The organism is Rhizobium sp. 007 (assembly GCF_015353075.1).
In the GTDB taxonomy this organism is placed as follows: domain Bacteria; phylum Pseudomonadota; class Alphaproteobacteria; order Rhizobiales; family Rhizobiaceae; genus Rhizobium.
This window is the reverse complement of record NZ_CP064187.1, coordinates 1-24,951: the sequence shown is the minus strand read 5'-3', so window position 1 is coordinate 24,951 and position 24,951 is coordinate 1. Positions and strand designations below refer to the sequence as shown.

General features: G+C 60.2%; 24 protein-coding genes. 17 read left to right on the top strand and 7 right to left on the bottom strand.

What is annotated here, in order from left to right:
- The first annotated feature begins 32 nt into the window (after positions 1–32).
- The 8 genes from miaB to ISN39_RS00085 all read left to right on the top strand — a co-directional run bounded on the left by miaB (position 33) and on the right by ISN39_RS00085 (position 8,554).
- Positions 33–1,454 (top strand): tRNA (N6-isopentenyl adenosine(37)-C2)-methylthiotransferase MiaB, encoded by a 1,422-nt coding sequence (gene miaB, locus ISN39_RS00120; RefSeq protein WP_194728763.1) that lies wholly within the window; start codon positions 33–35, stop codon positions 1,452–1,454.
- 18 nt (positions 1,455–1,472) lie between these two features.
- On the top strand, positions 1,473–2,525 hold the full coding sequence (locus tag ISN39_RS00115; RefSeq protein WP_194728762.1) for a PhoH family protein: 1,053 nt from the start codon (positions 1,473–1,475) through the stop codon (positions 2,523–2,525).
- Positions 2,525–3,040, top strand: coding sequence for an rRNA maturation RNase YbeY (gene ybeY / locus ISN39_RS00110; RefSeq protein ID WP_194728761.1), 516 nt, complete (start codon positions 2,525–2,527; stop codon positions 3,038–3,040). The genes ISN39_RS00115 and ybeY overlap by 1 nt, the downstream gene beginning before the upstream one ends.
- On the top strand, positions 3,037–4,170 hold the full coding sequence (locus ISN39_RS00105) for a hemolysin family protein (protein WP_074066422.1): 1,134 nt from the start codon (positions 3,037–3,039) through the stop codon (positions 4,168–4,170). Before ybeY ends, ISN39_RS00105 begins: the two co-directional genes overlap by 4 nt.
- A 78-nt stretch (positions 4,171–4,248) precedes the next feature.
- Complete coding sequence (gene lnt, locus ISN39_RS00100; protein WP_194728760.1) at positions 4,249–5,853, top strand: apolipoprotein N-acyltransferase; 1,605 nt, start codon at positions 4,249–4,251, stop codon at positions 5,851–5,853.
- A 150-nt stretch (positions 5,854–6,003) separates the two neighbouring features.
- The gene (locus ISN39_RS00095) at positions 6,004–6,423 is read left to right on the top strand and encodes a helix-turn-helix domain-containing protein (protein ID WP_022713467.1); all 420 of its coding nucleotides are present in this window, start codon (positions 6,004–6,006) and stop codon (positions 6,421–6,423) included.
- 179 nt (positions 6,424–6,602) lie between these two features.
- Positions 6,603–7,856 carry a methionine adenosyltransferase gene (metK, locus tag ISN39_RS00090; protein WP_194728759.1) on the top strand — a complete coding sequence of 418 codons (1,254 nt, stop codon included), beginning with the start codon at positions 6,603–6,605 and terminating at the stop codon, positions 7,854–7,856.
- Complete coding sequence (locus tag ISN39_RS00085) at positions 7,853–8,554, top strand: tRNA (guanosine(46)-N(7))-methyltransferase TrmB (RefSeq protein ID WP_194728758.1); 702 nt, start codon at positions 7,853–7,855, stop codon at positions 8,552–8,554. Before metK ends, ISN39_RS00085 begins: the two co-directional genes overlap by 4 nt.
- A gap of 10 nt (positions 8,555–8,564) precedes the next feature.
- Here ISN39_RS00085 and ISN39_RS00080 read toward each other — a convergent pair whose 3' ends face one another.
- Together ISN39_RS00080 and ISN39_RS00075 are read right to left on the bottom strand one after the other, a co-directional pair.
- A complete protein-coding gene (locus ISN39_RS00080; RefSeq protein WP_074066418.1) occupies positions 8,565–8,822 on the bottom strand; it encodes a DUF1150 family protein in 258 nt (85 codons plus the stop codon).
- A gap of 47 nt (positions 8,823–8,869) precedes the next feature.
- On the bottom strand, positions 8,870–9,295 hold the full coding sequence (locus tag ISN39_RS00075) for an Hsp20 family protein (RefSeq protein ID WP_022713463.1): 426 nt from the start codon (positions 9,293–9,295) through the stop codon (positions 8,870–8,872).
- Between the two features lie 269 nt (positions 9,296–9,564).
- On the opposite strand from ISN39_RS00075, the gene ISN39_RS00070 reads away from it, so the two are divergent.
- Positions 9,565–10,509 carry a nucleoside hydrolase gene (locus tag ISN39_RS00070; protein WP_194728757.1) on the top strand — a complete coding sequence of 315 codons (945 nt, stop codon included), beginning with the start codon at positions 9,565–9,567 and terminating at the stop codon, positions 10,507–10,509.
- A gap of 37 nt (positions 10,510–10,546) precedes the next feature.
- On the opposite strand, the gene grpE is transcribed toward ISN39_RS00070, so the two are convergent.
- Both grpE and hrcA read right to left on the bottom strand, forming a co-directional pair.
- Positions 10,547–11,179, bottom strand: a complete 633-nt coding sequence (grpE, locus tag ISN39_RS00065) for a nucleotide exchange factor GrpE (protein ID WP_194728756.1) — start codon at positions 11,177–11,179, stop codon at positions 10,547–10,549.
- A 100-nt stretch (positions 11,180–11,279) separates the two neighbouring features.
- Positions 11,280–12,368, bottom strand: coding sequence for a heat-inducible transcriptional repressor HrcA (hrcA, locus tag ISN39_RS00060; RefSeq protein WP_028739409.1), 1,089 nt, complete (start codon positions 12,366–12,368; stop codon positions 11,280–11,282).
- A gap of 184 nt (positions 12,369–12,552) precedes the next feature.
- On the opposite strand from hrcA, the gene rph reads away from it, so the two are divergent.
- Genes rph through hemW form a run of 4 tightly spaced genes read left to right on the top strand, consistent with a single transcriptional unit; the run spans position 12,553 to position 15,550 of the window.
- Entirely contained in the window at positions 12,553–13,272 is a 720-nt protein-coding gene (gene rph, locus ISN39_RS00055) for a ribonuclease PH (RefSeq protein ID WP_028739408.1), read from the top strand.
- Entirely contained in the window at positions 13,269–13,685 is a 417-nt protein-coding gene (locus ISN39_RS00050) for a VOC family protein (RefSeq protein ID WP_039843705.1), read from the top strand. Before rph ends, ISN39_RS00050 begins: the two co-directional genes overlap by 4 nt.
- A gap of 8 nt (positions 13,686–13,693) precedes the next feature.
- Positions 13,694–14,338: an RdgB/HAM1 family non-canonical purine NTP pyrophosphatase gene (gene rdgB, locus ISN39_RS00045; protein WP_194728755.1), complete on the top strand. Its 645-nt coding sequence runs from the start codon at positions 13,694–13,696 to the stop codon at positions 14,336–14,338.
- 9 nt (positions 14,339–14,347) lie between these two features.
- The gene (gene hemW / locus ISN39_RS00040; RefSeq protein WP_194728754.1) at positions 14,348–15,550 is read left to right on the top strand and encodes a radical SAM family heme chaperone HemW; all 1,203 of its coding nucleotides are present in this window, start codon (positions 14,348–14,350) and stop codon (positions 15,548–15,550) included.
- Positions 15,551–15,553: 3 nt separating this feature from the next.
- Here hemW and ISN39_RS00035 read toward each other — a convergent pair whose 3' ends face one another.
- Complete coding sequence (locus tag ISN39_RS00035; RefSeq protein WP_194728753.1) at positions 15,554–16,468, bottom strand: DMT family transporter; 915 nt, start codon at positions 16,466–16,468, stop codon at positions 15,554–15,556.
- A gap of 211 nt (positions 16,469–16,679) precedes the next feature.
- Here ISN39_RS00035 and gcvA point away from each other — a divergent pair, with 211 nt between their 5' ends.
- The 4 genes from gcvA to ISN39_RS00015 all read left to right on the top strand — a co-directional run bounded on the left by gcvA (position 16,680) and on the right by ISN39_RS00015 (position 21,759).
- Positions 16,680–17,564: a transcriptional regulator GcvA gene (gene gcvA / locus ISN39_RS00030; protein ID WP_074066412.1), complete on the top strand. Its 885-nt coding sequence runs from the start codon at positions 16,680–16,682 to the stop codon at positions 17,562–17,564.
- A 130-nt stretch (positions 17,565–17,694) separates the two neighbouring features.
- Complete coding sequence (locus ISN39_RS00025; protein ID WP_194728752.1) at positions 17,695–19,881, top strand: TonB-dependent siderophore receptor; 2,187 nt, start codon at positions 17,695–17,697, stop codon at positions 19,879–19,881.
- Positions 19,882–19,909: 28 nt separating this feature from the next.
- A complete protein-coding gene (gene fhuF / locus ISN39_RS00020) occupies positions 19,910–20,641 on the top strand; it encodes a siderophore-iron reductase FhuF (RefSeq protein WP_194730057.1) in 732 nt (243 codons plus the stop codon).
- The gene (locus ISN39_RS00015) at positions 20,638–21,759 is read left to right on the top strand and encodes an ABC transporter substrate-binding protein (RefSeq protein ID WP_194728751.1); all 1,122 of its coding nucleotides are present in this window, start codon (positions 20,638–20,640) and stop codon (positions 21,757–21,759) included. Before fhuF ends, ISN39_RS00015 begins: the two co-directional genes overlap by 4 nt.
- Here the strand turns inward: ISN39_RS00015 and ISN39_RS00010 are convergent.
- Both ISN39_RS00010 and dnaA read right to left on the bottom strand, forming a co-directional pair.
- Positions 21,756–22,838, bottom strand: coding sequence for a saccharopine dehydrogenase C-terminal domain-containing protein (locus ISN39_RS00010; protein ID WP_194728750.1), 1,083 nt, complete (start codon positions 22,836–22,838; stop codon positions 21,756–21,758). The genes ISN39_RS00015 and ISN39_RS00010 overlap by 4 nt on opposite strands.
- 123 nt (positions 22,839–22,961) lie before the next feature.
- Positions 22,962–24,515 carry a chromosomal replication initiator protein DnaA gene (dnaA, locus tag ISN39_RS00005; protein WP_194730056.1) on the bottom strand — a complete coding sequence of 518 codons (1,554 nt, stop codon included), beginning with the start codon at positions 24,513–24,515 and terminating at the stop codon, positions 22,962–22,964.
- Positions 24,516–24,951: the final 436 nt, after the last annotated feature.

Here is a 24,951-nt window from a genome sequence, read left to right as displayed (position 1 = left end):
TCTAGATGGCAAAAAACCACTAAATAGCCGCCATGACCCAAGACAGCGCCCTTCTTCCGGCCCCGGAGACCATCCCCAGCCAGGACCTTCGCGATGGCAGCAACAGCCGCAAGGTTTTCATCAAGACCTATGGCTGCCAGATGAACGTCTACGACTCGACGCGCATGAGCGATGCACTCGCCCGCGACGGTTACGAGCAAACGGAGAACATGGATGAGGCTGATCTCGTTCTGCTGAATACCTGCCATATCCGCGAAAAGGCGGCCGAAAAGGTTTATTCGGCGCTCGGTCGTTTGCGCGAGATGAAAAAGAAGAAAGCCGCCGACGGGCGCGAGATGATGATCGGCGTGACCGGCTGCGTTGCCCAGGCCGAAGGCGAAGAAATCCTCCGCCGCGCGCCTGCCGTCGATGTGGTCATCGGCCCGCAGACCTATCACCGCCTGCCGGACGCGCTGCGGCGCGCCAAGCAGGGCCATCGCGTCGTCGATACGGAATATGCACTGGAAGATAAATTCGAGCATCTGCCGATTGCCGAAAGCAAGAAGATCCGCTCGCGCGGCGTGACCTCGTTCCTGACGGTGCAGGAAGGCTGCGACAAGTTCTGTACCTTCTGCGTCGTGCCTTACACGCGTGGTTCGGAGATCTCCCGGCCCGTCAGCCAGATTGTCGAAGAGGCGCAAAAACTCGTCGAAGGCGGAGTGCGCGAGATCACATTGCTCGGCCAGAACGTCAACGCCTGGCACGGCGCCGGGGCCAATGGCGAAGAATGGAGCCTTGGCGATCTACTCTATCGCCTTGCTGAAATTCCAGGGCTTGCGCGGCTTCGCTACACCACCAGCCATCCGCGCGACATGGACGACCGCCTGATCGAGGCGCATCGCGACCTGCGGGCGCTGATGCCCTACTTGCACCTGCCGGTGCAGGCGGGCTCGGACCGCATCCTGAAAGCCATGAACCGGCGCCATACGGCAGCCGAATATATGACGCTGATCGAGCGCATCCGCGCAGCCCGCCCCGATATTGCGCTTTCGGGCGATTTCATCGTTGGTTTTCCTGGGGAGACAGACAAGGATTTTGAAGCTACACTGCGTCTGGTGGAGGAGGTTGGCTATGCGCAGGCTTTCTCCTTCAAATATTCGACGCGGCCGGGTACGCCCGGGGCGGAACTGAAGGACCAGGTGCCGGAAGAGATCAAGGCAGAACGGCTCGAGCGCCTGCAGGCGCTTCTCCTCAAGCAGACGCAGGGATTCAACGTATCCTGCATCGGCAAGGAGATCGATTTGCTGCTTGAAAAGCCCGGCCGCATGCCAGGACAGCTTATCGGCCGTTCTCCCTGGCTTCAGTCGGTGAATGTTGATGCAAAAGCATCGCAAATCGGTGACATTATCAAAGTGCGAATCACCGGAACCGGAACGAACAGCCTGTTTGCCGAGTTTGCAGAGGCTGGGGTTTAACCTAGGGAGCTCGACCGCTTGAACGGACAAGAATTGGTTTCTTCTTCACCGCGCCACCCACGCATTGCGAGCGACGCCAATCACTTCGTCCTGACGTTCGAGAACAACCGGTTCGCCAGCGAGCTATTTGGTCAATTCGATCAGAACCTGAAGCTTCTCGAAGAGCGGCTGCATATCGATGCGCGTGCGCGCGGCAATTCCGTCATTATCACCGGTGACGTCGTCGCCACCAACCAAGCCCGGCGCACGCTGGACTACCTCTATGAAAAGCTCCAGAAAGGCGGCAGCGTGGAACGATCCGACGTGGAAGGCGCTATCCGCATGGCGGTTGCCGCCGACGATCAGTTGAGCCTGCCGACCATGGAGAAAAAAGCCAAGCTGACCATGGCGCAGATTTCGACACGCAAGAAGACGATCGTTGCGCGCACGCCGACGCAGGATGCCTATATACGCGCCATGGAGCGCGCCGAACTGGTCTTCGGCGTCGGCCCAGCCGGCACGGGCAAGACCTATCTCGCCGTCGCGCATGCGGCCCAGATGCTGGAACGCGGCGCCGTCGAGAAGATCATCCTTTCGCGGCCAGCCGTCGAAGCCGGCGAGCGCCTCGGCTTCCTGCCGGGCGACATGAAGGAGAAAGTCGATCCCTATCTCCGGCCGCTCTATGATGCGCTCTACGACATGATCCCCGGAGACAAGGTCGAGCGCGCGATCACGGCCGGCGTCATTGAGATCGCGCCGCTCGCCTTCATGCGCGGACGCACCCTCTCGAACGCGGCCATCATCCTCGACGAGGCACAGAACACGACCTCGATGCAGATGAAGATGTTTCTTACGCGTCTCGGCGAGAATTCGCGCATGATCATCACGGGCGATCCGAGCCAGATCGATTTGCCGCGCGGCGTGAAGTCCGGACTTGTCGAAGCACTGCATCTGCTCGACGGCGTGGAAGGAATCTCGACGATCCGCTTCAAGGATGTCGATGTCGTGCGCCATCCGCTGGTCGGACGGATCGTAAGGGCCTATGACGCCACCTATACGACGCGGCCGGAAGACGCCGGACCGCAGGTCTGATGGCCGAAATCGATATCCAGGTCAGCATCGAGGAGGGCGACTGGCCCTCGGAGAATGAACTTCAGGCTTTGGCCGAACGCGTGCTGGAAGCGGCAGCGAAGGTTCTCGAAAAAGATGAGAGACAGAGGTTTCCCAAGACGGCGACGGAGCTTTCGCTTGTCTTCACGGATGACGAGGCCATCCGCGCCATCAACGCCGAATGGCGCAAGAAAGACAAGGCTACCAATGTCCTTTCCTTCCCTGCCTTTCCGATTACGCCGGGAGAGATGCCAGGTCCGATGCTTGGTGATATCATCATCGCCAGGGAGACCGTCGAACGGGAAGCGCGGGAGCTCGAAAAATCGTTCGAGGACCATCTATCGCATCTGATGGTGCATGGTTTCTTGCATCTCTTCGGCTACGACCATATGAATAACGACGAAGCCGAAATTATGGAGGGGTTGGAGACTCGCATTTTGGCAGTACTCGGCCTATCTGACCCATACGAGGGTCAAGACCTTAAAATGGAACCATGAGCGACTTTACAACGAAACCGGCGGCGGAAACCAAGGACGCCGATCAATCCTCCTCCTCAGATGAGGCGGGCAGTAGTAGCAGGCATTCAGGACGATCATTCTGGGCGCGTGCCGCCCGCATTCTCCGCCCCCAGCAAGGTTCGCGCATCCGCGAAGATCTCGCCGACGCGCTTATGACGAACGATACTGGCGACGATGCCTTTTCGCCCGACGAGCGGGCGATGCTCCACAACATCCTGCGTTTCCGCGAAGTGCGTGTCGCCGACGTCATGGTCCCGCGCGCCGATATCGAGGCGGTCGACCAGAACATCACCATCGGCGAATTGATGATCCTCTTCGAGGAATCCGGGCGCTCGCGCATGCCCGTATATGCCGATACGCTCGACGATCCGCGCGGCATGGTGCACATCCGCGACCTGCTTTCCTATGTCGCAAAGCAGGCACGCAACAAGCGCCGGACAGGTTCCAAGACTGCCAAGCCGCTTGTCGAGATCGCTACAGAGAACATTCAAAAGCCGGTGCGCTCGGCAAAGCCGAATTTCGATCTCGCCCGGGTCGACCTGCAAAAGACGCTCGCCGAGGCCGGCATCATCCGTAAGATCCTCTTCGTGCCGCCATCGATGCTGGCATCCGATCTGCTTCGCCGCATGCAGGTGAACCGCACGCAGATGGCGCTCGTCATCGATGAATATGGCGGCACCGACGGCCTTGCTTCACACGAGGACATCGTCGAGATGGTCGTCGGCGACATCGACGACGAGCATGACGACGAAGAAGTCATGTTCAAGCGCATTTCCGAAGACGTCTTTGTGGCGGATGCCCGCGTCGAACTGGAAGAGATTGCAGAGGCGATCGGCCCGGATTTCGACATCAGCGAGCAGGTGGACGAGGTCGATACGCTAGGCGGTCTCATCTTCTCCGCGCTTGGCCGCATCCCGGTTCGAGGCGAAGTGGTCCAGGCGCTGCCGGATTTCGAATTCCACATTCTCGAGGCCGATCCGCGCCGCATCAAGCGCGTGCGCATCACCCGCAAGCGTCAGGCGATCCGCCGCCGTGTCAAGGCGGACGGCGACAGTGCGACCGGTGCTGAGGCAACCGACGACCGGACTGCCGAATCCACGTCGAACTGATTTTCGCATGGCACGACAAGGCGCCGCTTTTTTGAAAGACTGCGGACCGGGTTGATTCGCGGCTTGATTGGAGTGCGCATGGAGCGGCTTGCGGACAGGGTCATCCTGGTCTGGGGTTTCAAACGAGCATTGCTGGCTGTCCTTGCCGGCGCATTTGCCGTTCTGGCACTTCCGCCGATCGGTTTTTTTGCTGCGATGTTCCTCTCATTCACGCTCCTCGTCTGGCTGATCGATGGTGCAGCCGCCTCCCCCGAGGCAAGCGTCCTCGGCCGACTGTGGCCCTCCTTCGCGATCGGGTGGCTCTTCGGCTTCGGCTATTTCGTCGCAGGCCTCTGGTGGCTTGGCCATGCGCTGATGATTGACTCCGAAGAGTTTGCCTGGGCGCTGCCGCTGGCAATCCTCGGCCTGCCGGCGGTGCTGTCGATCTATTATGGCCTTGCGGCGGCTGTCGCCCGCATCTTCTGGTCGGACGGGATAGGCCGCATTGCAGCACTTGCCGCAAGCTTCGGTCTCTTCGAGTGGTTGCGCAGCGTCACATTCACGGGTTTTCCATGGAATGCGGTCGGCTATGGCATCATGCCGATGCCGCTGATGATGCAGTCCGCACACGTCGTCGGCACCACGGGCGTAACCGCGCTTGCCGTCTTCGTCTTCGCTGCGCCCGCTCTTCTTGGGACGCGGCAGGGTGCGACGGCGGGTGTGGGGCTGGCCGCGCTGCTTTTTGCAGCTCATGTCGGCTACGGCGGTTATGTGCTGTATCTCGCGCCGGAAGCTCCCACGCTGCCGCAGGAGAAACGGCCAGTGATCCGGCTCGTGCAGCCGATGATCGATCAGGCGGCCAAGCTCGACAGCAACGCCGACCGCTCGGCCATCTTCGAGATGCATTTGAAGCTCTCCGCCGAAGCGCCGCGGGACGGCGGAAAGAAGCCGGACATCATCGTCTGGCCGGAGACCTCGATCCCTTTCATCCTCACCGACAACCAGGATGCTCTTACCCGGATCGGCGATACGCTGGACGACAATCAGATTCTGATTGCAGGCGCCGTGCGAGCCGAAGAGATGGGGCCGGGAAACCCGGTGCGCTACTACAATTCGATCTACGCGTTCGATGGACGCGGCCAGATCGTCGCGGCTTCCGACAAGGTGCATCTCGTTCCATTCGGCGAATACGTGCCGTTCGAGAATATCCTCGACGATTTCGGCATCCGGAATATCGTTGAGATGCCGGGCGGATTCTCTGCCGCGGCAACGCGCCATCTCCTGGAACTGCCGACGGGGCTGAAGCTCTATCCTCTGGTCTGTTACGAGATCATCTTCGCCGACGAGATGACCGGCAACATCGCCGACGCCGGTGCAATCTTGAACATCACCAACGACGCGTGGTTCGGCAATACGCCCGGTCCTTATCAGCACTTCCAGCAAGCGCGGGTGCGCGCCGTGGAGACCGGTTTGCCGCTGATTCGTGACGCCAACAACGGCATCTCAGCGATCGTGAATGCGCACGGGCAGATTGTTGCAGGGCTCAGCCTCAATGAGAGAGGGTTCATCGACGCAACCCTTGAGGGATTCGGCAGCGCATCCGGGAACTTGTTTTCACAGCAAGCTTACTTCTGGTTGACTGAAACGTTATTGATTTTGATTGCGTCGATTTCCCGCTTTGGTTTTATTTTCAAGCCGAATTGACCGAAAACCCCTAAAATTGCATAGTGGTGGCGATCGGCGTTGTTAACGTATGCTTGATGATAGGGTTTGCGCCGCTTACAACGTGGCGTTACGGATGGGTCTGGGCACTGCCGGTTTAACCAGGTTGAAATTCTTTGCTAGGGCACGACCATGATTGAAAACAAGAAGAAGCCTAACCCGATCGACATACACGTTGGCAGCCGCATTCGGCTTCGCCGTACAATGCTTGGTATGAGCCAGGAGAAGCTGGGCGAGAGCCTCGGCATTACCTTCCAGCAGATCCAGAAATATGAAAAGGGCACGAACCGCGTCGGTGCGAGCCGCCTGCAGAACATCTCGAGTATTCTCAACGTCCCGGTTTCCTTTTTCTTCGAGGACGCCCCCGGCGATCACACCGGTGGATTGACCGGCATGGCGGAAGCGTCGAGCTCAAATTATGTCGTTGATTTCCTCTCTTCCTCGGAGGGGCTTCAGCTCAACCGGGCGTTCGTGAAGATTTCCGACCCAAAGGTTCGCCGCAAGGTCGTGGAGCTTGTCAAAGCACTGGCCGCCGAGGCCGACACGGACTGAACCCCTTGATGCTTCCAGTTTTTAAAAGGTGGTCGAAAGGCCACCTTTTTTGCGTTTTAAGGGCAAAATTTATCATTTCGTGGTAGATATAAAGATATATTTATGTCCTTCTGTGCTTGTTTTTCGAACGCGGAATGAGTACCAACTAACGGCTTTTGTTCTTTGAGGGGAATCCCGAAATGCGCGCGAATTATCTTTTCACCAGTGAGTCAGTCGCCGAAGGTCACCCGGACAAGGTGTGTGACCGCATCTCGGACGAGATCGTGGATCTGGTCTATCGTGAAGCGGCCAAGACCGGCGTCAACCCCTGGGGCGTGCGCATTGCCTGCGAAACCCTGGCAACGACGAACCGCGTCGTCATCGCCGGTGAAGTCCGCCTGCCGCCAAGCCTGATGAAAAAGGGCAAGGACGGCAAGGACGTCATCAACCCGTCGAAATTCAAGGCTGCCGCCCGCCGCGCTATCAAGGACATCGGCTACGAGCAGGACGGCTTCCACTGGAAGACGGCGAAGATCGACGTGTTGCTGCACTCGCAGTCTGCCGATATCGCTCAGGGCGTCGACAACGCCGCCGACCAGCAAGGTGACGAAGGCGCCGGTGACCAGGGCATCATGTTCGGCTACGCCTGCAAGGAAACGCCGGACCTCATGCCGGCGCCGATCTACTATTCCCACAAGATCCTGCAGCTGCTTGCCGCAGCCCGCAAGAAGGGCGACGGCGATGTTGCCAAGCTCGGTCCGGACGCCAAGAGCCAGGTGACCGTGCGCTACATCGACGGCAAGCCTGCCGAGGTGACCTCGATCGTTTTGTCGACCCAGCATCTCGATGAGAGCTGGGATTCCAAGAAGGTTCGCGCCGTCGTCGAGCCCTACATCCGCGAAGCGCTAGGCGATCTGCCGATCGCCAAGGATTGCAACTGGTACATCAACCCGACCGGCAAGTTCGTCATCGGCGGTCCGGACGGCGATGCTGGTCTCACGGGCCGCAAGATCATCGTCGATACCTACGGCGGTGCAGCTCCGCACGGCGGCGGTGCGTTTTCCGGCAAGGACACGACCAAGGTCGACCGCTCGGCGGCCTATGCTGCCCGCTATCTTGCGAAGAACGTCGTTGCCGCAGGCCTCGCCGACCGCTGCACGATCCAGCTTTCCTATGCGATCGGCGTTGCTCAGCCGCTGTCGATCTATGTCGACCTGCACGGCACCGGCAAGGGCGTGACGGAAGACCAAGTCGAGGCGGCGATCCGCAAGAACATGGATCTGTCGCCGACCGGCATCCGCCGTCACCTCGACCTCAACAAGCCGATCTACGCCAAGACCTCGGCCTACGGCCACTTCGGCCGGAAGGCGGGCCGTGACGGTTCGTTCTCATGGGAGCGCACCGACCTCGTCAAGGCGCTGAAGGAAGCCGTGAAGCTCCGGGAAGCAGCATGACGGATATGGAGCGTCGGGGGCGCGCGACCGAGGCATTCTTCGGTCGCCGCAAGGGGAAGGCTCTCCGCGAACATCAGGCGGAAAGACTGAACACGCTGCTCCCGGCATTCCTCATCGACCTTTCGGCGGCTCCACCAGAGCCGCTGAAAAGCCTCTTTCCGGTTCCGGCTGAACGGCTGCGCCTGGAAATCGGCTTCGGCGGCGGCGAACATCTGATCCACCGTGCGCTGGAAATGCCCTCGACCGGCTTCATCGGTGTCGAACCCTTCATCAATTCCATGCAGAAACTGCTGGCAAGCATCGAGACGAAGGGTGCAAAGAATATCCGCGTCTATGATGACGATGCAACGCAGCTGCTCGACTGGTTACCGAACGGCTGCCTGGATCACATCGATCTGCTCTATCCCGATCCCTGGCCGAAACGGAAGCATTGGAAACGGCGTTTCGTTTCCAAGACCAATCTCGACCGTTTCCATCGCGTGCTGAAGCCGGGCGGGCTCTTCTGCTTCGCCTCCGACATCGATACCTACGTGAATTGGACGCTGCTGAAGTGCCGCGATCACGGCGGCTTCGACTGGCTTGCGGAAAACGCTGCCGACTGGCTGACGCCCTATGAAGGCTGGCCGAGCACACGCTACGAGGCCAAGGCCCGGCGCGAGGGCAGGTCCTCCGCCTATCTGACATTCAAAAGGGTCTAAGCCTGCATCTTTAGTGCAGGCTGACCGTCTTCAATTCGTCTTCAGCCGCCTTGAAGAAGGTGCTGGAGCGATTGTCCGTGAGCAGGATCGGCGTTCCGTCTGCGCCGAAAAGGGCCCAAAGGTCCACGCTCGGATCGATATCCGGTGCTTCGGGGAAGCACTTCAATACCTCGTCGTTGCGCATTTTGCGGATATAGGCGACCTCGCCGTTGCCGATACCGGCAAGTTCGGACTTGGTCAGGTGAGAATTCGCTTCTTTCATCAACATTCCTGTACCTCCGGGAGAAGGGACCAACAGCCGAATGGGCCGTTGTCCTACTGTGAGACCGAAATGTTAATTTTCTTCACCATGCGCGCCGGTTCCGGACGAACGAGATCGACGGCAAGCAGTCCGTTCTTGAGGCTGGCGCCCAGAACCTGCATGCCGTCTGCCAACACGAAGGTTCGCTGGAACTGGCGCGCAGCAATGCCGCGATAGAGATATTCATGCTCGCCATGCTCGACCTGGCGGCCGCGGATCAACAATTGATTCTCTTCCGTCGTAACGTCCAGCTCGTCTTCGCTGAAACCGGCGACGGCAACCGTGATGCGCAGGCGCTCAGGCGCTCCCTGGCCGGGGGCGATACGTTCGATATTGTAGGGTGGGTAACCGTCGCTTGCCTTGGAAATGCGTTCAAGCGTCTTTTCCATGGCGTCGAAGCCCAGAAGCAGCGGGCTGGCGAAAGGTGTCATGCGGCTCATCTTTCAAAGTCCTTGATGCAAGCGACCTTCCCGGACCTAAGCGTAGCATCCGGACGCCGTTAATATGGGAAGTGTGTGCCTTTCGCGCAAGACATATGCGGCGCATCGCGGTCACATGAATTTAAGACGGTTGGACTGAGACCGTTGCTTGACAAAGATCATGGCGGCTCGCATCACATCGTCGACCGCAGCGGCTGCGCCGATCTGCGACGGAAAAAAAACGAATGGTGCCTGCCACGACGACGTGCACCTTGAGACGGAGCAACGCAATGGCGAACCCCAGAAAGATCATCATCGACACCGACCCCGGCCAGGACGATGCAGCGGCCATCATGCTTGCCTTCGGCAGCCCCGAAGAGCTGGAGGTGCTCGGCATCACGACCGTCGCAGGCAATGTGCCGCTCTCCTACACGAGCCGCAACGCGCGCATCGTCTGCGAGCTCTGCGCACGGACCGGCACGAAGGTTTTCGCAGGCGCCGACGCGCCAATCGCGCGCAAGCTGGTCACGGCCGAGCACGTGCACGGAAAGACCGGCCTCGATGGACCGGAGCTCGATGAGCCGACGATGCCGCTGCAGGCACAGCACGCGGTCGACTTCATCATCGAGACGCTTCGCCGCGAGCCGGAAGGCACGGTGACGCTCTGCACGCTGGGACCGCTCACCAATATCGGCATGGCCTTGCAAAAGGCGCCGGACATCATTCCGCGCATCGGTGAACTGGTGATGATGGGCGGCGGCTTCTTCGAGGGCGGCAACATAACGCCCGCCGCGGAATTCAACATATATGTCGATCCGGAAGCAGCCGACATCGTCTTTCGTTCCGGCATAGCGATCGTGATGATGCCGCTCGACGTGACACATCAGCTGCTGACACGGAAGGATCGCGTCAAGCGCATGGCCGATCTCGGCACGGCACCGGCCAAAGCAATGGTCGAAATGCTGGAATTCTTCGAGCGCTTCGATGTCGAGAAGTATGGTTCGGACGGTGGGCCTCTGCACGATCCGGCGGTCGTCGCCTACCTACTGAAGCCTGAGCTCTTCGAGGGCCGTGACTGCAATGTCGAGATCGAGGTGAAGTCGGAGCTGACCGTGGGCATGACGGTGGTCGACTGGTGGCATGTGACCGAGCGCAAGCGCAATGCCAAGGTGATGCGCTATGTGGATGCGGACGGCTTCTTCGATCTGCTGATCGAGCGCTTCGCCCGCATCTGATATTCCGACTGATTATGAAAGGCGCGTGAGAAGAAGATCAGGCGTCCTTTTCGGTGAAGGCCGTGTTGAGGTCTGCATCCGCTTCCTTCGGGCCGCCTTTGGCCACGCCGACCATTGCGGGACGAAGAACACGCTCGCCGATCGTGAAGCCTGCCTGAACGACCTGGACGACCGTGTTATTCGCCACTTCGGCATTCGGAACCTCGAACATCGCCTGGTGGAAGTTCGGATCGAACTTCTGGCCGATCGGATCCAACTTGCGGACGCCGTGGCGCTCCAGCGCTGAGAGCATGGAGCGCTCCGTCATCTCGACACCTTCGATCAAAGTGTTGAGGCCTGTCTCGCCCGCTTCCTTCGCCTCTGCCGGGATGGCATCGAGCGCGCGGCGCAGATTGTCCGAAACGGCAAGCATCTCGCGCGCAAAGCCCGCGACCGAGTAGGACTTTGCATCCTTCACGTCGCGCTCCGTGCGGCGGCGCAGATTGTCCATTTCGGCGGCAAGACGCAGATAGCGGTCGCGCAGCTCGGCATTTTCAGCCTTGAGCACTTCAAGCGGATCCGGCTGGCGCGGCGCTTCCACCGTGGTTTCGTTCTCGACGTTTGCGGCAACGTCGTCTGCGGCTTCAGCCGCGGCAGCGTCAGATCCGTTTTTCGTCGTTTCGTCAGTCATGACGGTCTCCGGTCGTGGGTTCTCTTGGGATGCGCCCGATATCGAGCTTTGACCGCAAAAAATCAAGTCTGCGTGACAAAGAAGAAAAAATTCCGGTTTTTTACAGCGTGCCGCGCGCAAGCCGGGAAATCAGCTGGGCGGTGTAATCCACCATCGGCACGATGCGTGAATAATTGAGCCGTGTCGGCCCGATGACGCCGACGGCGCCGACAATGCGGTCGTCATCGTCGCGATAGGGCGCAACAATCAGCGAGGAGCCGGAGAGCGAAAAGAGCTTGTTCTCAGAACCGATGAAGATGCGCACGCCCGGACCGGTTTCGGCAAGGTTCAGCAGCTCGATCAGGCTGTCCTTCTTTTCGAGATCGTCGAAGAGCATGCGGAGACGATCGAGGTCCTCCGCGCCTGCCAGGCCCTCGAGCAGATTGGATCGGCCTCGAATAATAAGCTGCGGCGGTTTGCCTTCGTCCGCATCGCCAGACCACACCGCGATACCGCGCTCGACGAGATCCCGGGACAACGCGTCGAGCTCGTGGCGGACGTTCTCCTTTAAGCGGCTGAGCTGCTTGCGCAATTCCGGCAATGTCTGGCCGGACATATGGGCATTGAGGAAATTCGCGGCCTCCGTCAGCTGCGACGACGTAACGCCTGCCGGCAATTCGATAATGCGGTTTTCGACCTGATCGTGATCGCCGACGAGCACTGCCAACGCCTTGGTGGGCTCCAGGCGGATGAATTCGACGTGTTTGAGAACCGGATCGCTCTTTGAGGTGATGACGAGCCCTGCGCCGCGAGAAATGCCGGACAACATCCGGCTTGCCTCGTTCATCATCGATTCAACCGGATTGTCGCGGCTTTCGGGGCGAACCTGGCGGTCGATATTCGCACGGTCCTCGGCGGAAAGGTCGCCGACCTGCATGAAGGCATCGACGAAGAAGCGAAGGCCGCCCTGCGTCGGCAGGCGTCCGGCGCTGACATGCGGCGAGTAGATCAGGCCCAACTCCTCCAGGTCGCTCATCACGTTGCGCACCGACGCGGGCGATAGCGACATGGGCAGAATGCGGGAGAGATTGCGCGAGCCGAGCGGCTCGCCACTTTCAAGATAGCCTTCAACGATCCGGCGGAAGATTTCCTTGGAGCGTTCATCCAGCGCAGCAACGGCATCCGAAACCGACGTCGACCTGAACCCCATGAACTTCCTTAGACCTGCGCTGCTGATGACGATCCTTAAAATATAGCCGTTCTCGCCCTCGTAGCAAAAGGGAATTTGCAAATGGCTGCGGCCAATCGTAGAAGCGGTCGACACCATTCAAGCATGCATGATGTTTTGCGAGAACCGCCTTACGGTTTTCGGCATCGTGCTTCAGGAGATCACAATGCGGCCTTCAGGCAGAAAAACCGACCAGATGCGCAAAGTCACTTTCGAGCGCAATTTTTCAAAGCATGCGGAAGGTTCCTGCCTCGTCAAATTCGGCGATACGCATGTGCTCTGTACCGCAAGCCTGGAAGACAAGACGCCACCGTGGCTGCGCAACACTGGAAAGGGCTGGGTCACGGCCGAATATGGCATGCTGCCGCGGGCAACCGGCGAGCGCATGAAACGCGAGGCCGCGGCCGGCAAGCAGGGCGGGCGCACACAGGAAATCCAGCGCCTGATCGGCCGCTCTCTTCGTGCCGTCGTCGATCTCAAGGAACTCGGCGAGCGCCAGATCACGCTCGACTGCGACGTCATTCAGGCAGACGGCGGTACGCGCACGGCCTCCATTACGGGCGCCTGGATTGCGCTCTACGACTGCCTGAAGTGGATGGAAACCCGCAACATGATCAAGGTCGAGCGCGTGCTCAAGGATCATGTCGCGGCGATTTCCTGCGGCATCTTCGCCAGCCAGCCGGTGATCGACCTCGATTATCTCGAAGATTCCTCGGCCGAAACCGATGCGAATTTCGTCATGACGGGCGCGGGCGGCATCGTTGAAATTCAGGGGACCGCCGAAGGCACGCCGTTCACGGACGGGGAATTTGCGGCGCTGATGACACTGGCGAAAACCGGCATCGTGGAGCTCGTCGACATGCAGAAACAGGCCATCGCCGGATGACTGCCCTGCTGGAAGGCATGCTGGAGACGGCGCTTTATGCCAAGGATCTCGACAAGGCCGAGGCTTTCTACGAAGGCGTGCTCGGCCTTGCCAAGATCACGCGCGCCGCAAACCGGCATGTATTCTTCCGCTGCGGGCAAGGCGTGCTGTTGATCTTCAACCCCGATGAAACGGTGAAACCGCCAGCGGCCGATGCCCTGCAGGTGCCGCCCCACGGCACGAAAGGTCAGGGCCACGCATGTTTCCGCGTGTCTGGTAAAAACATCGATGCCATGGCGGTGAAGCTCAAAGCCGCGGGCATCGAAATCGAATCCGAAGTCCACTGGCCGAACGGCGGCCGCTCGATCTATTTCCGCGATCCCGCGGGAAACAGCCTCGAATGCGCCGAAGCCAGAATCTGGGGCATTGAATAGGACCGACCATGCGCACGCTTGAAACGAAGACGATCGTCGTCGCCAGCCACAACGCCGGCAAGATCCGCGAGATCCAGGAACTGATCGGACCGCTCGGCTTTACCGCCAAATCGGCAGCCGACCTCAACTTCATCGAGCCTGACGAAACCGGCACAACCTTCGAGGAAAACGCGACGATCAAGGCTCTCGCCTCTGCCAAAGCAGCAGGGATGCCGGCGCTTTCCGACGATTCTGGACTGGTGATCGATGTGCTTGGTGGCGATCCGGGCGTCTATACGGCCGACTGGGCCGAGACCGCAGACGGCACGCGCGACTTTGCGATGGGGATGGAAAAGGTGCAACAGGCGCTGGAGAAAGCCGGAGCCACCAAGCCGGAACAACGGCGCGCGCGCTTCGTCAGCGTGCTCTGCCTCGCCTGGCCAGACGGGCATACGGAGCTTTTCCGCGGCGAGGTGGAAGGTACCGTCGTCTGGCCGCCGCGCGGCACCCAGGGTTTCGGTTACGATCCGGTCTTCCAACCGGAAGGTTACGACATCACCTTCGGCGAGATGAGTGCCGAGGAAAAGCACGGCTGGAACATTGGCAAGCCGCAGGCCCTGTCGCATCGGGCGCGCGCATTCAAACGCTTTGTCGAAACCTGCCTGGAAGCGTAAGGTCGGTTCGTGGAGATTCTCGATACACCAAGCTTGACGCGCGATGCGATGCTTCTGCCCGATACCGGCGAGCCCGGTTTCGGCGTCTATGTGCATTGGCCCTTCTGCGCGGCGAAGTGCCCCTATTGCGACTTCAACAGCCATGTCCGTCATCAGCCGGTCGACCAGGAGCGGTTCGCCGCTGCGTTCGTGAAGGAGATGGCTGCCGTTCGCCGGATGAGCGGACCGAAGACGGTGACGAGCATCTTCCTTGGCGGCGGCACGCCGTCGCTCATGCATCCAGCAACGGTTTCGGCCATTCTCGACGGTATCTCCAAGCACTGGCATGTGCCGAACGGCATCGAGATCACGATGGAGGCCAATCCTTCGAGCGTGGAGGCCGAGCGCTTCCGCGGCTATCGCGCCGCAGGCGTCAATCGCGTGTCGCTCGGCGTTCAGGCACTGAACGACCGGGATCTGAAATTCCTCGGCCGCCTGCATGACGTCGCCGATGCACTGAAAGCCATCAAGCTGGCGCGCGACATCTTCCCGCGCATGTCTTTCGACCTGATCTATGCCCGCCCCGACCAGACCGTCGAAGAATGGGAGGAGGAGCTGAAGGAAGCGATCTCATACGCGGTCGATCACCTATCGCTCTACCAGCTGACGATCGAGGAGGGCACACCTTTCTACGGCCTGCACAAGGCCGGCAAACTGATCGTGCCGGATGGGGACCAATCGGCGATCCTCTACGAGGCGACTCAGGAGATCATGGCGCGCGAGGGCATGCCGGCCTATGAGGTTTCCAACCATGCGCGGCCCGGCGCCGAGAGCCGCCATAACCTCACCTACTGGCGCTACGGCGACTATGCCGGGATCGGCCCCGGCGCACATGGCCGCCTGACGCGCGGGCCTGAGAAGATCGCAACGGCGACCGAGCGCAAGCCGGAGACCTGGCTCGAGCTTGTCGAGCGCGACGGGCATGGCATTCTGGAGCAGGAACGGCTCGGCTATGACGAGCAGGCGGACGAATTGCTGCTCATGGGGCTGCGGCTGACGGAAGGCGTCGATCTTGCCCGCTGGCAGCAGCTTTCCGGCCGGGATCCGGATCCGAAGCGCGAAGAATTTCTGCTGGAGCACGGCTTCATCGAGCGGATCGGCAATTCCCGCCTCCGCTGCACGCCGTCGGGCATGCTGATCCTCGATTCGGTCGTCGCCGATCTCGCCTGCTGAGCCTCAGGCTGCCCGGCTTTTCCCAAGCGACATCAACCGCCCGTCGATCGCCGCAAGGCCGACGGCGATCGTCGCCATGCCGATCAGATGTTTTGCCTGCAGCTGCTCGCCAAGGATGATCGTACCCAACAGAATGGCGCTGACAGGAATGAGGAAGGTCACCAGCGCCAGGTTCGTCGCGCCCGCCGTTGCGAGAACCCGGAAGAAAAGCACATAGGCGATGGCGGTCGAAAGCAGTGCGAGGCCGAGCAGCGCCAGCCAGATTTCGATACCAGGAGCGGGCAATGCCCATGGACGGTCGGCAATCAGCGCAATCGGCAGCATCAAGATGGTGGAGGCCGTGACCTGGCCCGCGGCCGGCAGCAGCGGCGGCATGCTCATCGCCCGGAAACGGCGGCCCCAGATGCCGGCGAAGGAATAGGAGATCGCAGCTCCGAGGACCGCGAGCTGCGCCAGCACATTCGAGCCGAGATCGTGAAGCACATCGAAGCCGATCATATAAGCCACGCCGGCAAAGCCGATGAGCACGCCGATCAGGCGATGACCGCTCATCTTCTCGTCGGTGGTCAGGATATGGGCAACAACGACGGTAAAGAGCGGCGTCGTGGCATTCAGGATCGAGGCAAGGCCGCTTGCAATGTGAGTCTGGCCCCAGACGATGAGGCAGAAGGGGATCATATTGTTCAGCACACCCATTCCGAAGAAGGCGACCCAGCTCTTGCCGTCGCGCGGCATCGTATGACCCATGAGCCGCACGATGATATTGAGCGCGAGCGCCGCCAGCAGCACGCGGCCCGTGACGATCGTAAACGGCGGCAGTGCCTTGACGAGAATGCCGTTGAAGAGGAAGGAGCCGCCCCAAAGGAGGGAGAGGACCAAAAGCATACTCCATTCGGCCAAGCCCATTTGTTTCTGCATGTCTGTCTCCCTTCATTGTTCGCGGGCTTACGATACGGCGGGTGATTTCGCCACCCGTTTCATGCGCACCAGTTCCTGCCAGCTACGATTTATGCTCGATGAATGTCGCTTCACGATTTTGGTTGGTGATCGCTTTCATTCTGATATTATTTCTATAATTTCATTCCGGCAAACGAGTCTTTCTCGGCATATGCTTTAGCTGAACTAAATCATGAGCGAATTTCTGCCATCCCTTTCGGCCCTGCGGGCTTTCGAAGCTGCGGCGCGGCACCTGAGCATGACGCTGGCCGCCAAGGAGCTGCATGTGACGCCCGGCGCCGTCAGCCTGCAGATCCGCGATCTGGAAGCCGCACTCGGCGTACGGCTTTTTGAGCGGAAAGCGCGGGCGCTCGCCCTCACAGTCGAGGGCGCCGATTACTTCGCCACGCTGCAGACCGCCTTCCGGCTGATGAGAGAGGCGACGGCTGCGATTGCAGCGCGGGCACGCGGCTCTGTGCTGAACGTCACCTGCACGGCAGGCTTCGCGACCTATTGGCTGGTTCCGCGGCTCGGGCGTTTCGAGGAGATCCATCCGGAGATCGACGTGCGCATCAGTGCCTCGCATCGTGTCCTCGACTTTCAACGCGACGGCATCGATCTGGCCATACGGCACGGGCTCGGCGGCTATGACGGCCTTGTCAGCGAGCGGCTCGTGGATGATGAGCTGGTGCCGGTCTGCACCCCGCCGCTGGCAGCGCAGCTTGGAGACCATCCCTCGCCAGACACGCTCGCCGGCTTCCAGTTGATCCATGATGTTTACCGGCACGACTGGAAGCTCTGGCTGGAGGCAGCAGGGACGACGAAGGTGGACGCCTCGCGCGGCCCGATCTTCATGCATGGCAATGGCGCCTACGAAGCTATGAAGGCTGGTCTCGGTTTTGCATTGATGCGGCGGTCATTTCTGGAGAAGGAACTCGCCGAAGGCGCCGTGGTCGCCCCCTTCCCGCTTGGCGTTGCGAGCCGCCTCGCCTTTCATCTCGTCTATCCCGGCGCCGCACTCGAACGCCCGGCCGTCGCCGCCTTCCGGCGTTGGCTGCTTTCGGAAGTAAAGAGCTGACGACCTCGCGGTCGCTTCGCTCTTCCCCAAAAAAAGTGGAGAGATTTACTCATAAAAAGGTTTTCATCCGGCTTATTGTTGACTATTAGGCTCATGTATTACGTGGTAGACCGCCGAGAGTTGCAAGCTGATGAAAATACACGTTTTAGCCAGATCGCTGCGGGCGTCCGCATTGACGGGCGCTGCCATCGCCCATCTCCTCCTTCCCGCCGCTGCGCAAGACACCGCCGCCGAAAACCAGCCGGACGATGGCGCGACAGTGCTCCAGGAGATCGTCGTCAAGGGCGGCAGCGGCGGTGTCATCCAGGCGGACGGCTATGTCGGCAAGAGCAGCGCGACAGGCGCCAAGACCGACACGCCTTTCATCGAGGCGCCGCAGTCGATCTCGTCCGTGACGGAACAGCAACTCAAGGACCGCAACCCCCAAACGCTGCTCGATACGCTCGCCTACACGCCAGGCACGCGCGTGGGTGCTTATGGTTTCGATCCACGCTTCGACAGCTTCACGGTGCGCGGCTTCGACGTCACCTATACGGGTGTTTGTCGCGACAACCTGCGCCAGCCCGGCGCCGGCTCTTCGCTCTTCAAGACCGAACCCTACGGCCTTGAGGGTGTTTCGATCCTGCGCGGCCCCTCGTCGGCTCTCTATGGCGCCTCCGGCGCCGGTGGTCTCTACAACCTGATCACCAAGCGCCCGACGGAGGACCCCTATCATGAACTCCAGTTGCAATACGGCACGCAGCAGCGCTACCAGAGCCAATTTGATTTCTCCGGGCCTGTCAACGACCGCGATCCCTTCTATTATCGCCTCACCGGCCTCTATCGTGACGCCAATACCGAGCAGATCAGCGTTCCGGACGACCGCGTCTATATCGCGCCGGCTTTCACATGGAAGCCGGACGAGGACACAAAGCTTACCATCCTCGGCGAATATTCGCGCACGAAGACGGGTGGCACGGCCGCTTATTACAACGACCCGGTCACCGGCGAAGTAACGGATTACTTCGCGGGTAACCCTGCATTCAACGATTCTGTTCAGAACCAGGGCCGCATCGGCTATGAGTTCGAACACAGGCTCAACGACACCTTCGTCTTCCGCCAGAATGCACGCTTCTCGACATTGAACATCGACACCGATTGGGCCTTTGCCTACGCACCAAATGCCGTCGATCCAACACTGCTGGATCGCAGCGCCGGCACGTTTGACGAACGCCTGACCGCCTTTGTTATCGACAACCAGCTCGAGGCGAAATTCGAGACGGGCGACATCGACCATACGCTGCTTGCCGGCCTCGACTTGACCCGGCTTCGTTGGCGTTCGCTCGACGGCCGCGGCGTCTCGCCGCCGCTTGATACCAACAATCCGAACGCAGGCGCTTCAGTCCCGCACATCGACTTCCAGACCCGCACCGTTCAGGACCAGTGGCAGGCCGGCACCTACCTGCAGGACCAGATGCGCTATGACGCCTGGCTGCTGACGCTCGGCGGGCGCTACGACTGGGTTTGGACTGATACTGAAAATACCGATCTCGTTGCCGACACCGTGGACACCATCTCTCAGAAGGACAAGGAATTTTCCGGCCGAATCGGTCTGAGCTACGAGACCGACTTCGGCCTCGTGCCCTATATCAGCTACTCGACCGCCTTTGCGCCGAATGCCGGTATCAACAGGGAGACCAACGCCCCCTTCAAACCGACCGAGAGTGAACAGGAAGAGATTGGCGTCAAATATCTTTTGCCGGACAGCAATACGATGCTTTCTGCCGCCCTATTCAATATCGATCAGAAAAACAGTCTTTACTACGAGGTTGTGAATCTGCCGAGCGGCCCAGAAAACATTCAGGTCCAGCGTGGCAAGATTCGTTCCCGTGGCCTCGAGATCGAGGCCAACACGAGCCTCGACAACGGCCTGTCGCTGGTCGCGTCCTATACCTTTACAGACGCCAAGATCCTCGAAGGCCCGACGGGCACCGTCGGCAACTATGTTTCCTCCGTGCCGAAGCATATGGCATCGCTCTGGGCCAACTACAAATTCCAGGAAAGCAGCCCCGTCTATGGAATGGGCTTCGGCTTCGGCGCCCGCTACATCGGCAAGAGCTACGGCAATGACGAAAACACGACGGAAAACGGCGCTCGCGTGCTTTTCGATGCAGCAGTCAGCTACGACTTTGCTGCGCTCGACAAGAAGTACGACGGTCTGAGCCTGCAGGTGAACGCCACCAATTTACTCGACCGCCGCGAGCCCGTCTGCTCGGCAGGCTTCTGCTACCGCGACCAGGGCCGCTCGGTGATCGGCACCCTGCGCTACACTTGGTAGGCCGATGGCAAGCGCTTCGCATCGGGAGATGACAATGGAGGACGGGCTGCTTGGCCTATCGCCCGCCTTTTCCGGCGAGCATGCCTGGTGCCGGGACAAGATGATGATGAGCAAGGAGCTTGCCGGCGGCGTGCCATTGCCTGCTTTTTTCCGGGACGGAGGCTTTCAGCGCGCGATTGATCGCTATGCGGAAATATCCGGCGGCAGCGACCGGCGCGCCGTCGTTTCCATGTGGTCGCTCTATTATTTTTCCGGGCTTTCGATCCCCTACTTGCTTGCCCGGCGCCTGGGCGGCCAGGCCCTTCCGGTCGGATTCGAAGAGATGACGATCGCATTGGAGGATAACGGCCTGCCGCGCGCCTTCGGCGTCCCGCATGCCGGCACGATCGAAAGCGAGGTCGAGACCGAAAGTTTCACGGCCGTAGGTCCCTTGCTTGAAACCCACCTTGGCGAGGCCGTCATGCGGCTCAAGGCCTGCGGCATCTCGGCGAAGCTCTGCTGGAACAACGCTGCCGTCTATATCGATTATGCATTGCGGCTGACTGGAGGAGAGCCATCAGACGGCCCCGACCTTCCGCTCTTTGTGCGCGGCTACCTGCCGGATGGCGGCGTAAACCCGTTTTGCGGCTGCGTCAGCTATCTGGATGAAGAGGGTGAGCAGGTCGCACGGCGCAAGGTCTGCTGCCTTCGATACATGCTTCCCGGAATTCCAAGCTGCGGCAAACTGTGCGCATTGCCAAGCCAGAGGAACCCGCAATGACCGAGCTTCTCACGACACGGCGAAATCTGCTCGCTGTGGCTTCCGTCGTTCTTTGTGCTCCGCACGTTGCAAAAGCGCAATCTGCGTGGCCGCTCACCATCACGGATGCGATCGGCCGCAAGGTGACGATCAGGAAAAAGCCGGAAGCCGTAATCCTTGGGACGGGATTCAACCTTGTCGCCCTGTCGCTGATCCTTCCCGATCCCGTCAGCCTGCTCGCCGGCTGGGCAAACGACATGAAGGGGGACAATCCCTTTATCTATGAGGCCTTCCGAAAGAAATTTCCGGCAATCGAGAACGTGCCTTTCGTCGGCAACGGCCAGGCGGATGGGCTGTCCTTCGAGGCGGCGCTCTCGCTCAATGCCGACCTTGCGATCATGGCCATGTGGCAGGCCGACAGCGAACTTGGCCAGCGTGCGATACAGTATCTCGACTCCGTCGGTGTGCCGGTCGTTGTTGTCGATTTCAATCGCGACCCGCTGAGGACTACGCCGCGCGACATGCGCCTTCTGGGCCGGATTTTCGAGCGCAATGAGCAAGCCGAAGATTTCGCCAGGTTCTTCGAGACGCGGCTTGAGCGCATCAAAGCCAAGGCGGCGATGCACAGCGGCCCTCTCGTACTGATGGATGCCTTTCCAAGCGATGTCCGCGGAAGCTGGGCAATCGGCCGCACCGGGCTCGGAGAACTGATAACGCTTTCAGGCGGCCGCAACGCCGCCGACAAGAACCTTCCACCCCAGGGCGGACCGGTGACTGCGGAATATATCCTCGCAGCCGATCCAGACGTCTACATTGCTACCGGATCACCCGGCGGCACCTATACGGCCTTTTCCATCGGTCCCGGCGTCGATCCATCAGAAGCCCAGCGTTCGCTCGGCGAAACGGTGAAGATGCCAAATCTTGCGCCGCTGAAGGCGGTTCGCGAAGGCAAAGTGCACGGTATGTGGAATTTCTTCAATGCCGTGCCGCTGAACATTCTGGCAGCCGAAGCGGTGGCAACCTGGGTCAGGCCCGAACTTCTCGACGACGTCGATCCGGCAAAAAGTCTTGCCGAGATCAACGAGCGTTTTGCCGCGGTGCCTTTCGAAGGCGCCTATTGGACGAGCCTCAAGAGCTAATGGCGACTTGAGGCGCTCGCCTTGAACAGGCTTCCGGTTGGCGTCTGCAGGAACACATCGAGCGGGATGTGCTCCTGATGCAGGAAGCCCGTTGCCGGCAGCAGGCCGTCGCGGACCATTTCGATGACGGCGACGACGGATGCCGAGGTCGTCCAGGCGATCGCCGTGCGGCGCGCGCCGGCAATCTCGATCGGATAATAAGCGCGCACGAACTCCTTGCGGCGGAGGCTTCCTGCTTGCGTGCCTTCGGCCGCGACATGGACATAGACCACGTCGTCGTCGACGGGCGGCTTGGCATTGGTCAGGATTTCGCCGGCGAGTTTTCGCTGCTCCCGCATCAGCAGCTCATGGAAGAAGAAATTCATCAGGTCCATATGGCCCGGATAGCGCATCGTCTTGTAGTCGAGATTGTCGACCTTACCGTGCAGCGTATCGCACATCGTGCCGAGCCCGCCCGACGTGGTGAAGGCTTCAAGCTTGACGCCCTCGACATAGATCGTTTCATGCCATTCCATCGGTGAGACGAACTTGCGCACACCGCCTTCGATGACCTCGCAATCGTTCAGATATTCGTTGACGACGCCTTCTGGCGACCAGTTGAAGGCATAGCCCAACAAGCCCGTCGGGTTCTGCGGCAAAGCACCGACACGCATGCGGATCGAGCGGCAGCGGTCGAACCCATCGGCAAGGCTTGCACCAACGATGCCGACGAAACCCGGCGCCAGGCCGCATTGCGGCGCCATCAGGCCACGCGACGTCTTCGAGAGTTGGATGATCAAACTGGTGGTCGGAACGTCTTCCGTCAGGTCGAAATAATGGATGCCTGCCACGTGGGCAGCCCGCGCAAGCTCGATATTGAGATGGTATGGCAGGCAGGAAAGCACTGCTTCCACACCGGATAGCAGCTCAGTCACGAAGGCCGGGTTGGAAACATCGCCGACGCGGCACGCGAACGGCACTTCGGCCTGCGGCAATTGCGCATCGACGCCCGTCACTTCGAAGCCGCCCTCATGCAAAAGCGTTGCCGCAAGCCGTCCGACCTTACCAAGTCCGAGCACGGCGATCCTCTTGAAACTCATGTTTACCCTCCCAGCGCCGTCGAAGCCGCGGCGCTCGCTTCTTGAGGCTGTATAGAAAAAAACTCATAAAAGAAAACGGCCGGAATTGCTTCCGGCCGCAAATTTGAGGTGGAGGGTCGCCGATTATTCGTTGATCAGGCGCTTCAGAAGCTCGATCTCGTGCGAAAGCTTGGTGTCTCCCGCAATCAGCTCCTCGATCTTGCGCACCGCGTGCAGCACGGTCGTATGGTCGCGCCCACCGAAGCGGCGGCCGATTTCCGGGAATGAGCGCGGCGTCAGCGTTTTCGACAGATACATGGCGATCTGCCGCGGCTTGACGATGACGCGTGTTCGGCGGTTCGAAACCAGCTCCTGGCGGGACACATTGTAGTGGCGTGCGACGATGCGCTGGATATCTTCGATGCGCACGCGGCGCGGCTCGCCGGAGCCGACCAGATGGGCAAGCAGTTCGTCGACCCGCTCGATCGACAGATTCGGCTCGAAGGAGCGCCGGAAGATCAGCTGATTGAAGGCGCCCTCGAGTTCGCGGCCGCTTGCCGTCACGCTGCGGGCAACGTGCGAGAGCAGTTCGGCCGGGATTTCCAAAGATGGATCTTCCAGACGGGCCGCAGCCAGGCGGCGCTTCAGGATCTCGAGGCGCATCTCGTAGTCCGGCGCATCAAGCTCGATCGCCACACCGCCCTGCAGACGGGACCGTACCCGCGGATCGAGCGATTCCAACTCCCAAGGCGCACGGTCGGCGGCAACCACCACCTGCTTGGCGCTGTCGAGCAGCATGTTCAGCAGATGGCAGAACTCGTGCTGGATCATCTTGCCCTGCAGGAACTGCATGTCATCGATGATCAGAAGGTCGATATTGCGGAGCGAGTCCTTCAGCGTCAGCGCATCGTTGTCCCGGATCGCGGTTGCAAAACGCCACATGAAATACTCGGCCGTCAGATAAACGACACGCAGCGCCCGCGGATTTTGAACCGCTGCGTTGGCGATCGCCTGCAGAAGGTGGGACTTGCCGAGGCCGACATTCGAATGAATGAAGAGCGGGTTGAAGCGCACTGCGCCCTGCCCTGCTTCCGCAATTGTTTTTGCCGCAGCAAGCGCAACGCGGTTCGAGCTGCCTTCAACGAAGGTGTCGAAGGTGAAGCGCGAGTCGAGCGGCGAACCGAACAGCGGCTGGCCGACCGTCGAGGGACGGGCGGCAGCGGCGGCCGAAACGGCCTGTTGAACCGCCTGACCAGCAGGCTGAGCAGCAAGAGGGCGACGCATTGGCGTGACCGGTGAGACCGGCTCTTGGGAAGCTGCCTCATCCATCGGCTTCATGCCTTGGCGCGTTGCTGTACGGACGAGAATTTCCACCTTCAGGATTTCAGCATCTTCCTGCCGGAAAAGGCTGGTGATGAGATCAAGATAACGATTGTTGATCCACGACTTGAGAAATGTAGTGGGAACCGAAAGACGCACGACGCTCTTTGAAACCGAATGCAGCTTCAGACGTGCGAACCAGCTTGCATAAACGTCCGGACCGACCTGGGCCTTCAGACGCGCACCAACACGCTCGAAAAGTATGCCATGCTTCATGTCTCCTTTTTCCCCCGCCGCATCCGGGCAAATAGAGCCAAACGCCTGTGGTGCCTTATCCCCATTTTCAAGAGCACCCGTCGTCAATGAATTCATTTGCATCATGCCGCCTTCCAAATTCATTTCACCGGGCGGACATCAGTCAAACAGCCGCCCGATCAATTTTCCCCGTTGTGGCATGCCGGCGGTCCTTTCATGGACCATCATGCATGCCGGTTCACACAAACACTGTCCCGCAAAGCGAGACCGACGCAGAGAACCGTGGCGGATACCGCCTTCATGCGGCCTCCGTCATGCTCGCCGCGCCAAGCCGGCTACCGGACCTCGTTTCCCGACCAGCCTGCCCGAACGCAAATATTACTGTCCCCATCCCCTTCAGCTCCCTTGAACATGGAGCCGCCGAGCGCACAAAGCATCTTCGTTCCGTGACCAGCCACGGTCCCGGCGCAAATAGCTCAAGTGCTTGAAAAAACGGAGAGATAGCTACTCCGTGACAAATGACACAAACTCATCGCCCTGCCGGTGTGGCAGTTTAGAC

What these genes read in the sequence shown, in the direction of transcription:
- ISN39_RS00035 (WP_194728753.1), bottom strand. Translation starts at nt 16,468, where the DNA reads ATGCAGAAACAAATGGGCTTGGCCGAATGGAGTATGCTTTTGGTCCTC.
- ISN39_RS00080 (WP_074066418.1), bottom strand. Translation starts at nt 8,822, where the DNA reads ATGTTGATGAAAGAAGCGAATTCTCACCTGACCAAGTCCGAACTTGCC.
- rdgB (WP_194728755.1), top strand. Translation starts at nt 13,694, where the DNA reads ATGCGCACGCTTGAAACGAAGACGATCGTCGTCGCCAGCCACAACGCC.
- ISN39_RS00095 (WP_022713467.1), top strand. Translation starts at nt 6,004, where the DNA reads ATGATTGAAAACAAGAAGAAGCCTAACCCGATCGACATACACGTTGGC.
- dnaA (WP_194730056.1), bottom strand. Translation starts at nt 24,515, where the DNA reads ATGCAAATGAATTCATTGACGACGGGTGCTCTTGAAAATGGGGATAAG.
- ybeY (WP_194728761.1), top strand. Translation starts at nt 2,525, where the DNA reads ATGGCCGAAATCGATATCCAGGTCAGCATCGAGGAGGGCGACTGGCCC.
- grpE (WP_194728756.1), bottom strand. Translation starts at nt 11,179, where the DNA reads ATGACTGACGAAACGACGAAAAACGGATCTGACGCTGCCGCGGCTGAA.
- lnt (WP_194728760.1), top strand. Translation starts at nt 4,249, where the DNA reads ATGGAGCGGCTTGCGGACAGGGTCATCCTGGTCTGGGGTTTCAAACGA.
- hrcA (WP_028739409.1), bottom strand. Translation starts at nt 12,368, where the DNA reads ATGGGGTTCAGGTCGACGTCGGTTTCGGATGCCGTTGCTGCGCTGGAT.
- ISN39_RS00075 (WP_022713463.1), bottom strand. Translation starts at nt 9,295, where the DNA reads ATGAGCCGCATGACACCTTTCGCCAGCCCGCTGCTTCTGGGCTTCGAC.
- metK (WP_194728759.1), top strand. Translation starts at nt 6,603, where the DNA reads ATGCGCGCGAATTATCTTTTCACCAGTGAGTCAGTCGCCGAAGGTCAC.
- ISN39_RS00050 (WP_039843705.1), top strand. Translation starts at nt 13,269, where the DNA reads ATGACTGCCCTGCTGGAAGGCATGCTGGAGACGGCGCTTTATGCCAAG.
- ISN39_RS00015 (WP_194728751.1), top strand. Translation starts at nt 20,638, where the DNA reads ATGACCGAGCTTCTCACGACACGGCGAAATCTGCTCGCTGTGGCTTCC.
- rph (WP_028739408.1), top strand. Translation starts at nt 12,553, where the DNA reads ATGCGGCCTTCAGGCAGAAAAACCGACCAGATGCGCAAAGTCACTTTC.
- ISN39_RS00085 (WP_194728758.1), top strand. Translation starts at nt 7,853, where the DNA reads ATGACGGATATGGAGCGTCGGGGGCGCGCGACCGAGGCATTCTTCGGT.
- miaB (WP_194728763.1), top strand. Translation starts at nt 33, where the DNA reads ATGACCCAAGACAGCGCCCTTCTTCCGGCCCCGGAGACCATCCCCAGC.
- fhuF (WP_194730057.1), top strand. Translation starts at nt 19,910, where the DNA reads ATGACAATGGAGGACGGGCTGCTTGGCCTATCGCCCGCCTTTTCCGGC.
- ISN39_RS00010 (WP_194728750.1), bottom strand. Translation starts at nt 22,838, where the DNA reads ATGAGTTTCAAGAGGATCGCCGTGCTCGGACTTGGTAAGGTCGGACGG.
- ISN39_RS00025 (WP_194728752.1), top strand. Translation starts at nt 17,695, where the DNA reads ATGAAAATACACGTTTTAGCCAGATCGCTGCGGGCGTCCGCATTGACG.
- ISN39_RS00105 (WP_074066422.1), top strand. Translation starts at nt 3,037, where the DNA reads ATGAGCGACTTTACAACGAAACCGGCGGCGGAAACCAAGGACGCCGAT.
- gcvA (WP_074066412.1), top strand. Translation starts at nt 16,680, where the DNA reads ATGAGCGAATTTCTGCCATCCCTTTCGGCCCTGCGGGCTTTCGAAGCT.
- ISN39_RS00070 (WP_194728757.1), top strand. Translation starts at nt 9,565, where the DNA reads ATGGCGAACCCCAGAAAGATCATCATCGACACCGACCCCGGCCAGGAC.